Here is a 12796-nt window from a genome sequence, read left to right as displayed (position 1 = left end):
TCATCTTGAGAATCACCGCGATGCAAATCGACCACGAAAAAACCCAGCAACTGGCGGAGAAGTACGATTCGGAGATCCGCTTCCGGCCGCTGGACAAGACCGCCACCTGGATCGTGTCGGGCCTGCTGGTCACGCTTTCGATCTTTCATTACTACACCGCCGGATTCGGCCTGCTGCGTGAAGCCACGCACCGCGGCGTGCACCTGGCTTTCGTGCTGAGCCTGATCTTCCTGGTGTTCGGCTTTTCCAAATCGCACTACCAGCGCGAGCCCAAGTCGACCTGGTACGCGCCGGGCGGCATTCCGCTGTACGACTGGATCATCGCCATCGCGCTGGCGCTGTCGGTGATGTACATCCCGTACATCTTCGAAGACCTGGCGTTTCGCGTGGGCAACCCGCTGCCCATCGACGTCTTCATGGGATCGATCCTGCTGATCGGCCTGCTGGAGGCCACGCGCCGCGCCATGGGTTGGCCGCTGCCCATCATCGCGCTGGTCTTCATGGCCTATGCCATGTTCGGTCCGTACTTCCCCGGGCTGCTGCAGCATGCGGGCAACACCTGGTCCCAGATCGTCAACCACATGTACCTGACGAGCCAGGGCGTGTACGGGGTGGCGGTGGGCGTGGTGGCGACCTACGTGTTCCATTTCGTGCTGTTCGGGGTGCTTGCGACGCGCATCGGCCTGGGGCAGCTGTTCCTGGATGTGGCCTCCACGATCGCGGGACGCTACGCCGGCGGCCCCGCCAAGGTGTCGGTGTTCGGCTCGGCCATGTTCGGCATGTTGTCCGGTTCGTCGGTGGCCAATGCCGTCACGGTCGGCTCGCTGACCATTCCCGCCATGATCCGCATCGGTTATCCGCGGCACTTCGCCGCGGGCGTCGAAGCCGCCAGCAGCACCGGCGGCCAGATCACGCCCCCGATCATGGGCGCGGCAGCCTTCCTGATGATCGAGTTCCTGGGCATCCCCTACCAGCAGATCGCGATCGCGGGCATCTTCCCGGCGTTCCTGTATTTCTTCGGCATGTTCATGCAGGTGCATTTCGAGGCCAAGCGTGAAGGCCTGCGCGGCCTGACCCCCGAGGAAATGCCCAAGCTCAAGCAGTCTTTCAAGATGCGCTGGCCGACGCTGATCCCGCTTGCCCTGCTGATCGGCGTGCTGGCCAGCGGACGCACGCCGTATCTGGCCGCGTTCGCCGGCATCACGGGCTGCATCGTGGTGGGCCTCTTGAACCCGTCGCAGCGCCTGCGCCTGCGCGACCTGTACGAGGCCTTCGAAACGGGCGCGAAGTACGCCCTGGCCGTGGGCGCGGCCGCCGGCACGGTCGGCATCGTGATCGGCGTGGTGACCCTGACCGGCGTGGGATTCAAGATTTCCTTCATCGTGATTTCCGCGGCCCAGGCGATCGCCGGCGGCGCGGCCATGGTGATTCCCGACGCGCTGGCCAACGTGCAGACGCTGACGCTGATCGCCGCCCTCGTCATGACGGGCCTGGTGTGCATCCTGATGGGTTGCGGCATTCCCACCACCGCCAACTACCTCATCATGGTGGCCGTTGCCGCGCCCACGCTGGTGCAGCTGGGGGTGCAGCCCATCGCCGCGCACTTCTTCGTGTTCTATTTCGGCATCCTCGCGGACATCACGCCTCCAGTGGCGCTGGCGGCCTACGCGGCGGCGGGCATGGCGGGCAGCGATCCCTTCAAGACCGGCAACACGGCGTTCAGGCTGGGCATCACCAAGCTGATCGTGCCGTTCGTCTTCGTGTTCTCGCCGTCGCTGCTGATCTCGGTGCAGGGCTTCACGTGGTACGACTTCTTCGTGACCCTGTTTGGCTGCATGATCGGCCTGGTGCTGCTGTCGGCCGCCTTCTCGCGCTACATGCTGGTGACCATGAAAAGCTGGGAGCGGTGGCTGTGCACCGTGGGCGCGCTCCTGTCGATTGTGCCGGGACTGTTCAGCGGCCTGATCGGTCTGGCGATCTGCATTCCGGTGTTCATCCGGCAACTGGCGGAACACAAACTGGAGAACGCCCCGAAGTCGGCCTGAGGTCGCGGCTACACGCTGCGGGATAAAAAAGGGGCGCACCCTTGCGGTGCCGCCCCTGTCTGCTGAATTGACTATTTTGTCAGCATTTGGCGGGAAAATGCGCCCGCTTTGTGGCAAGGTGACGTCCTACAACATTCCGCCTTTTGCCCGGTTGCCCGGCAAATTAAATCGGCGTAAAGTAAAATTCATGTTTGCTGGTCTGCCGATATGCGGGCCGACTGTGCAAACAGGCACAAACTGCGCCATATGTTCGATATCCTGGTCTATCTGTTCGAGAATTACTACACGCCCCAGGCCTGTCCTGCTGCCGATGTGCTCGCCAAGCGGCTTGCTGCCGCCGGATTCGAGCACGAAGACATCGACGACGCGCTCGGTTGGCTGTACGGGCTTGCCGAGACCACCGAACGGTGCGTCGACCTGGCCCAAGCGCCCTCGTCCGGCACCCGGATCTACACCGACAACGAATACCAGCAGCTCGGCACCGAATCCATCGGCTTCATCGCCTTCCTGGAATCGGCTGGCGTGCTGCCCGCGCCGCTGCGCGAAATCGTCATCGACCGGGGCCTGGCATCGCCGGAGACGCCCGTGCCGCTCTCCAAGATTAAGATCATCGCCCTCATGGTTCTCTGGAGCCAGGAAGCCGAGATCGACAATCTGGTCCTGGAAGAGCTGCTCGACGAAGACGGCGGACGTCTGCTGCATTGAGCACGCCCCGGCTGCCCGGGCGCTGCTTTCCGCATTTCCTCCCCGCGCGCTTGGCCGCGCGGGCTTAGCCATGTACCCATTCCATTGAATTACGTCGGCCGCTTCGCTCCCAGCCCCAGCGGCCCGCTGCACGCGGGTTCGCTGGCGACCGCGCTGGCAAGCTGGCTGGACGCGCGCGCCCAGGGCGGGCGCTGGCTGCTGCGGATCGAAGACGTCGATACCCCGCGCACGGTGCCGGGCGCGGCAGAGGTCATCATGGGCCAGCTGCACGCGCTGGGCCTGGACTGGGATGGCGACATCATGTGGCAGTCCCGCCGGGGCGACGCGTACCAGGCCGCTTTCGACGCGCTGGCCGCGCAAGGGCTCATCTATGGCTGCGGTTGCACGCGACGCGAAATCGCCGATTCGGCGTTGCGCGGCCAGACCGCGCCCGGCGCCGACGGCGAGCGGCCCTATCCGGGCACCTGCCGCCACGGCCTGCCGCAAGGACGGCAGGCCCGCGCCTGGCGGCTGCGGGTGCCGGACGGCGTGGAACGCTTCGAGGACCGCTGGCTTGGGCCGCAGGAGCAGGACGTCGCGCAAGCGGTCGGAGACTTCGCGCTGCGGCGGGCGGACGGATTATGGGCGTATCAACTGGCGGTGGTGGTGGACGACGGCGCGCAGGGCGTAACGGACGTGGTGCGCGGCGCGGACCTGCTCAGATCCACCGCGCGCCAGCGCGTGCTGGGGCGTCTGCTGGGCCTGCCTGCCCTGCGCTACCTGCATGTGCCGCTGATCCTCGACCCCGCCAGCGGCCTCAAGCTGTCCAAGCAGAATGGCGCCCCGGCCATCGACGTCAGCGCGCCGCTGGCGGCCTTGCAGGACGCCTGGCGGGCCTTGGACTTTGCCCCGCTGCCGGCCGCGGGCGTTGCGCCGTTCCTGCGAGAGGCCACGGCGCGCTGGGCCGCGAGATTTCCGGGCTGAACGGCCGGACCGCGCCGAGTCCCGTGCGGGCGCGCGTACCGGCGCAATGTCGCGAACGGGCCGCGCCGGCCCCGTCTACAGGGGCTGCAGGTCAGCGCCCAGCATCCTCACCAGCAAGGCTTCCCCGTCGTCGGCCACGCGAAGCTCGCCGTAGCGGGCGACCTCATAGCGCGCGGCCTGGCCTTCGGGGAAGAAGTACGCGTTGGTGACGATGCGCACGCCGTTGTCGCGCACCCGGTAGCGCAGCGGCACTTCGGTCTCCGCGTGCGGATGAACCTCGGGCTGGATGCGCACCGCCTGCGCCACGCCGCGCGCGTCGGGCGTCAGCATCACATAGCCGTCCGGCTCATAGCCCATGACGGTGTCCGGGTCTTCCTGTTTTCCCCCGAGCCGCAGCCGCGTCACCTCGCGCCCCGCCGCAAAATTGAGGGCCATGTAGTCGCCCTGCATGAGCGAGCGCGGATCCACCGGGACCAGTTCCAGGATGACGACCTTGCCGGACGACAGCAGCTTTTCCCGCTGCCAGATGCCGAGGTTGGCCGCCAGGAGCACCAGGGCAAGCCCCCCCAGGATGCCCGCCGTGCGCCAGCGCAGCGCGCGGGACACGGGCGGCATCTGACGGGCATGGGCCGGCTGCTGCGTGCGCATCAGGCGCGGCACCAGCCACACCGCGACGCGCAGCACGAAGAGCAGCAGCGCCGCGCCGCCCAGCCACAGCGCCTTCTGCAGCAGCGGCAGCTCCAATTGGTAGTAATAGACGCCCAGGTAGACCAGCAGGCTGGCGGCGCCGAAGATCATGACGCGCGACTGGTTCAGGCCAAAGCCCAGCAGCAGCCACGCCAGCGCGAATCCCACGCCGGGACTGGGCAGCCAGAACAGCGCCAGCAGCAACAGGCCGATCGGAACGCCCCAGGTGACGCCTTTGGTCAGGAGATGACGGCGCGGCCACAGCACGGCCAGCGCGGCGGCCATCGGCAGCAGCGCGCCCGCGACGATCAGGATGGCGGTGCGCGGGGCAAGGTGCCAGATGGCCGGCAGCTCGGTGACGGCAACGCCGCTTGCCAGCCAGACCATGCCCTGCACCGACAGCAGAAAGGCCCAGGCCAGCGGCTGCAGCGCATGGCCGCGCCGGGCGCCCACGCGGTGGCTGACGGTGATGATGACCGCCGTGGCCCAGGCGCCGATCACACCGATGGGCAGCCACAGAAAGGTGGCCCCGGCCGCCTCGAAGTGGATCCAGGCGTCGGTCAGGTCCTCATGCATGAGATCGGGCGCCAGCCCGCGCCAGATGAGGGCCGCGCTGGCCAGGGCGATCAGCAGGCCGCTCAGGAAGCGCAGGATCACATCGGGACCCAGCGCATAGACCGCTGCCGCCATCAGCAGCACGAAGAAGCTGGCGCTGCCGAATGACGTGGAACTGGAGAGGCCGAAGATGATGAGGATCTGCCCCGCGAAGGCCATGGCCGTGCCGCACTGCCGCCAGAAGGGACCGGCCTCGCTGCGCAGCACCGCCACGCCCCCCGCGCACAGCACCAGTCCGGCCACCAGGGCGCCGCCTTCGGAGTTGATCAGGCCGGAGAACGCAACGAAGACCAGCAGCAGCCAGGTGGCAAGCCAGGCGCTCAGGCCCAGCAGGCACTGCACGTACCAGGGCGGTTCCGCGCGCGGCACAGCGGCCGGCGCAAGCTGCGCCACCGGCGCGCTGGAATCGGCGGGGTCCACCGCATTGCCCGCCGAGGCGGCCGAAGGCTCGGCATCGGCGGCGGGCAGGGCGGCCGCCGGTTCGTTGCTCAGGCCGCGCAGCCAGCGCGCGGCCACGACGGCCTCGGCCATGAGCAGCGCGGCAAGCGGCAGCGCGGCCCACACGCCCGGCTCCAGCCGCCACAGCCATTCGCCCACCACCCGCAGCGACACACAGATGACGCCGGCGGCCAGCATGGCCAGGATGACGAGGTCGCGCCTGCCGCGCTGATAGTACAGGCCCAGTCCCAGGGTGGCGGCCACCCAGGCGATGCCGTTGTAGGTACCGAGCCCGTCGACGATGGCGTCGCCGAACATCAGGGCCAGCACCAGCACGCCGATGGCGATCGCGGCCAGGATGCGCGGCCCGAAGAACGTGCTCGCGCGCCAGCGGCGCGCGGCCATTTCCCAGCCAAACAGCAGCAGCATGTTCAGGCCGGCCATGAAAAGGCTGGGCAGGCCCGGCCCGCCGAAGATCATCAGCCAGGTGAACACCCGTTCGCCCAGCCACAGCGCCGCCGCCAGATTCAGCACCAGGGCCCACAGCAGCCACACGGACTGGCTGCCCGCGGCAAGCGCCCAGGGCAGCAGCAACACCGCCCACCACGCGAACAGTTCCCAGGTGTCGGCCCCGGTCTGGTAAGTTTGGCCTAGCAGCGCAAGCAGGGCGCCGAGCAGGATGCCGGCCAACGCCAGCAGCGCACCAGGTATGCTGCGGCGCACGCCGGGCCGGGCGCGCAGGCGCAATCCGGACCACGCCGCGGCCAGTGCGCTAACGGCCAGAAGGCCTTGCGCGCCGGCGAAACGCTGCATTTTTGTCATGTCCTGCCAGTTCGCCGCAACCCAGCAAACCGCTGCGCTGCCCAGCAGCAAAACGCCCAGCCACAAGGTGCTTTGCGCCAGAAAATGACGCCAAGCGTGCAGTTCGGATCCCGCTTGCCTTTCAGTGCCGACTTGCATCTGGCGAATCTCCGATCTTATTATCCGCGCTGATACGGCGGGACTACCGCCACTGGAAACACATGAATAAAACGCTGATTATTGCCGAGAAGCCCTCGGTGGCCCTTGATATATCACGCGCCTTGGGAGGCTTCGCGCGCGAGGGCGACTATTTTGAAAGCGAACGTTACGTTCTCGCTTCCAGCATCGGCCATTTGCTCAGCTTGGTCGCGCCCAACGATCCGGTCAAGGGGAAGTGGAGCTTCACGCACCTGCCCGTGATTCCGCCTGCCTTCGAACTGGGCCCGACCGACAAGAAGTCCGCCGAACGTCTCAAGCTGCTGGTCCGCCTGGCCAAGCGCAAGGACGTGGACGCCATCATCAACGCCTGTGACGCGGGGCGCGAAGGCGAACTGATCTTCCGCTACATCATTCAGTACGCGGGCGTGAAAAAGCCCATCCAGCGCCTGTGGCTCCAGTCGATGACGCAGGCCGCCATCCGCGAAGCCTTTGCCAACCTGCGCGACGATTCGCAGCTCAAGCCCCTGGAAGCGGCCGCGCGGTCGCGCGCCGAGGCCGACTGGCTGGTGGGCATCAACGGCACGCGCGCCATGACCGCCTTCAACAGCAAGGACGGCGGCTTCTTCAAGACGCCGGTCGGCCGGGTGCAGACGCCCACGCTGGCCATCGTGGCCGAGCGCGAAGAACGCATCCGCCGCTTCGTGCCGCGCGACTACTGGGAAGTGCGCGCCACCTTCGTCGCGGCCGCCGGCCTCTATGAAGGCCGCTGGATCGATCCGCAATTCAAGAAAGACGAACGCGACCCCGAAAAGCGCGAATCGCGCCTGTGGTCGGCCGCCGCCGCGCAAAGCGTGGTGGCCGCCTGCCGTGAACAGCCCGGCAGCGTGACCGAGGAATCCAAGCCGTCGAGCCAGGCGTCGCCGGCCCTGTACGACCTGACGTCGCTGCAGCGCGAGGCCAACGGCCGCTTCGGCTTTTCGGCCAAGACCACGCTGGCGCTGGCGCAGACCCTGTACGAACGCCACAAGGCGCTGACGTATCCGCGTACCGATTCGCGCTATCTGCCCGAGGACTACATCGCCACGGTGCAGGAAACGATGCGCGCGCTGGCGCAAGGCGGCTCCAACACCGTGGGCGGCCTGTCGCGCCATGCGCAGACCGTCGTCAGCCAGCAGTGGGTCAAGCCGAACCGCCGCATCTTCGACAACAAGAAGGTGTCGGATCACTTTGCCATCATCCCCACGCTGCAGATCCCGCACGACCTGAGCGAAGCCGAGGCCAAGCTCTACGACCTGGTGCTCAAGCGCTTCCTGGCGGTGTTCTTCCCCGCCGCGGAATACCGCGTCACGACCCGCCTGACCGAAGTGCAGGGACACCGCTTCCGCACGGACGGCAAGGTGCTGGTCAACCCGGGCTGGCTCGCCGTGTACGGCAAGGAAGCTCAGGGCGAGGACGCCAACCTCGTGCCCGTCGGAGACGGCGAGACCGTGCGCACCGAGGAAGTCGAAGCCGTCGGCCTGTCGACCAAGCCGCCCGCGCGTTTCAACGAAGGCACGCTGCTGTCGGCCATGGAAGGCGCCGGCAAGCTGGTGGACGACGAAGAGCTGCGCGAAGCCATGTCCGAGCGCGGCCTGGGCACGCCGGCCACGCGCGCGGCCATCATCGAAGGCCTGCTCAACGAAAGCTACCTGCGTCGCGAAGGCCGCGACCTGGTGCCTACCGCCAAGGCGCGTCAGCTCATGACGCTGCTGTCGGGCCTGGACGTCGCCGAACTGACCTCGCCCGAACTCACCGGCGAATGGGAGCACAAGCTCAAGCAGATCGAGCAGGGCGGCCTGGGCCGCGAGGCCTTCATGCGCGAGATCGCGCAAATGACCCAGGTGATCGTCAAGCGCGCCAAGGAATACGAGCGCGACACGGTGCCGGGCGACTACGCCACGCTGCAGACGCCGTGCCCCAAGTGCGGCGCGGTGGTCAAGGAAAACTACCGCCGCTTCGCCTGCACGGCCTGCGACTTCTCCATCGGCAAGCATCCGGGCGGCCGCACGTTCGAGCTGCCGGAAGTCGAGGAACTGCTGGCCAAGCGCGAGATCGGTCCGCTGCAGGGCTTCATCAGCAAGATGGGCCGGCCGTTCGCCGCCATCCTGCGCATCAGCGACGAGTACAAGCTGGAATTCGACTTCGGCCAGAACGACGAGGACGACAGCGAAGCCGTGGACTTCTCCGGCCACACGCCGGTCGGCGCCTGCCCGAAGTGCCAGTCGCGCGTGTTCGAGCACGGCATGAGCTACGTCTGCGAAAAATCGGTCGGTCCCGAAAAGACCTGCGATTTCCGGTCGGGCAAGGTCATCCTGCAGCAGGAAATCTCGCGCGAGCAGATGGAAAAGCTGTTGACCAACGGCCGCACCGACCTGCTCGACGGCTTTGTCTCCAGCCGCACGAACCGCAAGTTCAAGGCCTTCCTGGTGCGCCAGCCCGACGGCAAGATCGGTTTCGAATTCGAGCCCCGTCCTGAAAAGCCCGGCCGCGCGCCGGCCAAGACGGCGGCAAAGACCGCGACCAAGACCGCCGCGAAGAAAGCGCCGGCCAAGAAGGCGGCCGTGAAGAAGACGGCCACCAAGACAGCCACCAAAACCGCAACCAAGACGGCAACCAAAACGGCGACGAAAACCGCCGCCAAGAAGGCCGTGAAAAAGGCCGCGCCCAAGAAGACCGCGGCCTAGCCTGATTGCTGCGGCCCGTTCGCCGCCATGCTCAACGCCCGGGAAACCGGGCGTTTTCCATTGTTGGGCAGCAATCGCTAAGGTATTGTTGACGCCAAACAGCTGCATCCCAGACACATCCGAGGACGACATGACCCGTAGTTCCGCCTTCACCTCCCGCCGCCGCGTACTGGCCGCGGCGTCCGCCCTGGCCGGCATCGGCCTGCTCCATGGACGCGTCGTGCTCGCCCAGCCCAAGCTGGGCAAGGTCGTGTATGGCCAGGGCAGCATCGACCCATTTTTCGCGGCCGGCTACGTCGCGCTGAAGCAGGGCTTCTTTGGCGAGGGCGGCCTGGACGTCGAGTACCTGAATTCGCAGAGCGGCCCGCGCACGAACCAGCTCCTGGCTGCCGGACAGATCGCCTTCGGCGCCACCGCCGCCACCGCCGCGCCGGCGCTGACCATCGCGGGCAAGCCCGCGGCGCTGGTGTTCGGCTTTGACCGCAAGCTCACGTACGCCAACGTCATCGTGCGCCGCGAAGACTTCGAAAGCGGCAAGATCACGTCGCTCAAGGACCTGGCGGGCAAGCGCGTTGGCGCGACGCAGCCGCAGTCCAGCACCTGGCTGATGGCGCTGTACCTGATGCAGAAGGCCGGCGTGGCCGACAAGGTCGACATCCGCCCCCTGGGCGACCTGGCGACGATGCTGGGCGCGCTCAAGACCGGATCGGTCGCCGCCAGCATGGCCACCATGTCGATGATGGAGCAGGCCCGCCAGGAAGGCTGGGGCGTGCCCATCTTCGACGCCACCACCGAAGCCTCATGGAACGAGTTCATGGGCGGCGACGTGCCCGGCATCGCGGCCCTGACGCTTGAAAGCACCATCCAGAAGCGGCCCGAGGTCGTGCAGGCCTTCGTCACCGCCATGGTCAAGGCGCAGGACTTCATCACGGCCAACAGCGCGGCCGCCGTCACGGACGCCATCTACGACGATTTCTTGAGCGCCTTCCCGCGCGCCGCCATCGAGAAGACGCTGGGCGTCTACAAGGAAACGGTGTTCCTCAAGGACAACATCATCACCGAAGACGCGTACAACCGCATGACGGCCATCATGGGCGACGGGCGCCAGTTCTCGAACGATGAGATCAAGACCGTGCCGTATTCCCGCTGCGTGAACATGAGCTTCGTGCGAAAGGCCCGGGGCCTCTGATGATCACGCTGGACAAGGTGGGCAAGGCGTACCAGTCGCGCCAGGGCACCACGCACGCCGTCGGCGAGGTCAGCCTGACCATCGAGCAAGGCGAATTCGTCTCCATCGTGGGCCCCTCGGGCTGCGGCAAGAGCACGCTGCTCAACATGATCGCGGGCTTTCTGCGTCCCACCACGGGCGCCATCCGGGTGGACGGGCGCCTGGTGGACGGGCAGGTGCCGCCCGCGCTGGGCTACATCTTCCAGAAGGACACGCTGCTGCCGTGGTTCAGCGTCAGGAAGAACGTGGCGCTGGGCCTGAAGTTCCAGGGCGTGCCGGCCGACCGGATCGAACGCCGCGTCGCCGAACTGCTGGAGCTCGGCCACCTGAGCGCCTTCGCGGATGCCTATCCGCACCAGTTGTCCGGCGGCATGCGCCGGCGCGTGGCGCTCTTGATGAGCCTGGCGGTCGAGCCGCGCATCCTGCTGCTGGACGAGCCCTTCGGCGCGCTGGACACGCACACCAAGACGCACCTGCACCGCGAGCTGATGGAGATCTGGCGCAAGCTGGGCCAGACCATCGTGATGGTCACGCACGACCTGGACGAAGCCATCCTGCTGTCCGACCGCGTGGTGGTGCTGTCCGGGCCGCCCAGCCGCGTGCTGCTGGACGAGCGCATCCGGATCCCGCATCCGCGCGACGTCTTCACGCTGCGCGAGACGCCGCAGTTCGTCTCCCACGTGCAAAGCCTCTGGAGCGTGCTGGGCCAGCAGTTCCGCGCCGCCGCTTGACCCGACACGCCGATACGCCGATACGCGCCATGAATTCGATAGACTCCGCCGACACCCTGCAGGACCAGCTACGCCTGGACCGCCGCGCCAGCGCCGCGCGCCGGGTGCGCATCACCCTGTGGCAGGTTCTCATCCTGGCCATCATCCTGGGCTCCTGGGAAACGCTCACGCGCATCCCCTGGTTCACCCAGAACACGCTCTTTGACCCCTTCTTCATCAGCCAGCCCTCGCGCGTGGCCGTGCGTCTGTGGGAATGGCTGCAGCCCGGCCCGCGCTCGGTCTGGCCGCACCTGTGGCTGACGCTGCAGGCCACGCTGGTGGGCCTGGTGGTGGGCGTGGGCAGCGGCTTCGTGGTGGGCATGACGCTCAGCCGCAGCCGGTTCCTGGCCGACGTGTTCAACCCCTTCATCGTGGCGTTCAACTCCATGCCGCGGATCGCCTTCGTGCCGCTCATCACCATGTTCTTCGGGCTGGGCCTGGCGTCCAAGGTGGTCACGTCATGGTTCGTGGTGTTCTTCCTGGTGTTCTTCAACACCTACAAGGGCGGGCGCAGCGTGGAACGGGAACTCGTCGACTTCTGCCGCACGCTGGGCGGCTCGCCGCGCCAGATCCTGTGGCGCGTGCGGATTCCCACCGCCGCCGCCTGGACCTTCGCGGCGCTGCCCAATGCCATCAGCTTCGCGCTGATCGGCGTGGTGCTGGCCGAATTCGTGGGCTCCACCACGGGCATGGGCTACCTGATGATCACCGCGCTGGCGACCTTGAACGCCACCGACATGTTCGCGGCCGTGACGCTGCTGTCCATCGTCGGCATCGCGCTGGTTTATTGTGTGACCTGGATCGAACGCCGGCTCTTGCACTGGGCGCCGGAGTTCAGGGAATGAACGAGACGCGAACGATGAAGACACTGCCTTATCTGCGCAATTTCGACCTGACGGGACAAGTCGCGCTGGTGACCGGCTCGGCCCGCGGGCTGGGCTTTTGCATCGCGCGCGCGCTGGCGGGATGCGGCGCACGCGTGCTGATCAACGGCCGCAACGTCGAGGCGGTCGACGCCGCGGTGGCGGAGCTGACCGGCGCCGGCCTGGACGCGCACCCGCTCCCCTTCGACGTGGCCGACGATGCGGCAATGGCGCAGGCCTTCCAGCGCATCGACAGCGAGCACGAACGCCTGGACATCCTGGTCAACAACGTGGGCGCGCGCAACCGCAAAACGCTGCGCGACACCAGCCCCGCCGAAATCCGCGAACTCATCGACACCGATCTGGTGGCGGGCATGCTGCTGGCCAAGTACGCGGCCGAGCGCATGATGCGCCAGGGCGGCGGGCGGCTGATCGCGATCACGTCGGTGGTGGGCGAACTGGCGCGTTCGGGCGACGCGGTGTATCCCGCGGCCAAGCAGGGCCTGACCGGCATGGTGCGCGCGCTGGCGGCCGAATTCGGCGGGCACTACATCACCAGCAACGCCATCGCGCCGGGCACGTTCGCCACCGAGACCAATGCGGACATGGTCGCCGACCCGAAGTTCGGCCCGCGCATCGCCGCGCGCAATCCGACGGGACGCTGGGGCGAGCCCGAAGAAATCGCGGGCGCCGCCGTGTTCCTGGCGTCGCCCGCGGCCTCCTATGTGAACGGTCACGTGCTGGTGGTGGACGGCGGGCTGTCGATCCAGTTCTGAGGGCCGCGAAAGCGGGGCAACCG

Annotated in this window: 9 protein-coding genes; 8 read left to right on the top strand and 1 reads right to left on the bottom strand. The window is 67.3% G+C overall.

The genetic code is table 11. The features are described 5' to 3' along the window. Nucleotides 1–20: 20 nt before the first annotated feature. The 3 genes from ACZ50Q_RS00405 to gluQRS all read left to right on the top strand — a co-directional run bounded on the left by ACZ50Q_RS00405 (nucleotide 21) and on the right by gluQRS (nucleotide 3713). A complete protein-coding gene (locus ACZ50Q_RS00405; protein WP_464080190.1) occupies nucleotides 21–2045 on the top strand; it encodes a TRAP transporter permease in 2025 nt (674 codons plus the stop codon). A gap of 246 nt (nucleotides 2046–2291) precedes the next feature. Beyond that, nucleotides 2292–2750, top strand: a complete 459-nt coding sequence (locus tag ACZ50Q_RS00400) for a Smg family protein (protein WP_076518142.1) — start codon at nucleotides 2292–2294, stop codon at nucleotides 2748–2750. Nucleotides 2751–2834: 84 nt separating this feature from the next. Then, nucleotides 2835–3713 (top strand): tRNA glutamyl-Q(34) synthetase GluQRS, encoded by an 879-nt coding sequence (gluQRS, locus tag ACZ50Q_RS00395; RefSeq protein ID WP_464080189.1) that lies wholly within the window; start codon nucleotides 2835–2837, stop codon nucleotides 3711–3713. 75 nt (nucleotides 3714–3788) lie between these two features. Here the strand turns inward: gluQRS and ACZ50Q_RS00390 are convergent, their stop codons facing one another. Then, nucleotides 3789–6413: a GDYXXLXY domain-containing protein gene (locus ACZ50Q_RS00390; RefSeq protein ID WP_464080188.1), complete on the bottom strand. Its 2625-nt coding sequence runs from the start codon at nucleotides 6411–6413 to the stop codon at nucleotides 3789–3791. A 62-nt stretch (nucleotides 6414–6475) separates the two neighbouring features. Here ACZ50Q_RS00390 and ACZ50Q_RS00385 point away from each other — a divergent pair, with 62 nt between their 5' ends. The 5 genes from ACZ50Q_RS00385 (at nucleotide 6476) to ACZ50Q_RS00365 (ending at nucleotide 12773) form a co-directional block, all read left to right on the top strand. After that, complete coding sequence (locus tag ACZ50Q_RS00385) at nucleotides 6476–9136, top strand: DNA topoisomerase III (RefSeq protein ID WP_464080187.1); 2661 nt, start codon at nucleotides 6476–6478, stop codon at nucleotides 9134–9136. Nucleotides 9137–9266: 130 nt separating this feature from the next. After that, the gene (locus ACZ50Q_RS00380; RefSeq protein WP_464080186.1) at nucleotides 9267–10325 is read left to right on the top strand and encodes an ABC transporter substrate-binding protein; all 1059 of its coding nucleotides are present in this window, start codon (nucleotides 9267–9269) and stop codon (nucleotides 10323–10325) included. Further along, nucleotides 10325–11095 carry an ABC transporter ATP-binding protein gene (locus ACZ50Q_RS00375; RefSeq protein ID WP_464080185.1) on the top strand — a complete coding sequence of 257 codons (771 nt, stop codon included), beginning with the start codon at nucleotides 10325–10327 and terminating at the stop codon, nucleotides 11093–11095. Before ACZ50Q_RS00380 ends, ACZ50Q_RS00375 begins: the two co-directional genes overlap by 1 nt. A 29-nt stretch (nucleotides 11096–11124) precedes the next feature. Then, nucleotides 11125–11979, top strand: a complete 855-nt coding sequence (locus ACZ50Q_RS00370) for an ABC transporter permease (RefSeq protein WP_092577125.1) — start codon at nucleotides 11125–11127, stop codon at nucleotides 11977–11979. Nucleotides 11980–11993: 14 nt separating this feature from the next. Continuing rightward, nucleotides 11994–12773, top strand: a complete 780-nt coding sequence (locus tag ACZ50Q_RS00365) for an SDR family oxidoreductase (RefSeq protein WP_464081929.1) — start codon at nucleotides 11994–11996, stop codon at nucleotides 12771–12773. The last annotated feature ends 23 nt before the right edge of the window (nucleotides 12774–12796 follow it).

Source organism: Achromobacter sp. T5-5 (genome assembly GCF_055397965.1).
This window is presented reverse-complemented; position numbering and strand designations above follow the sequence as displayed.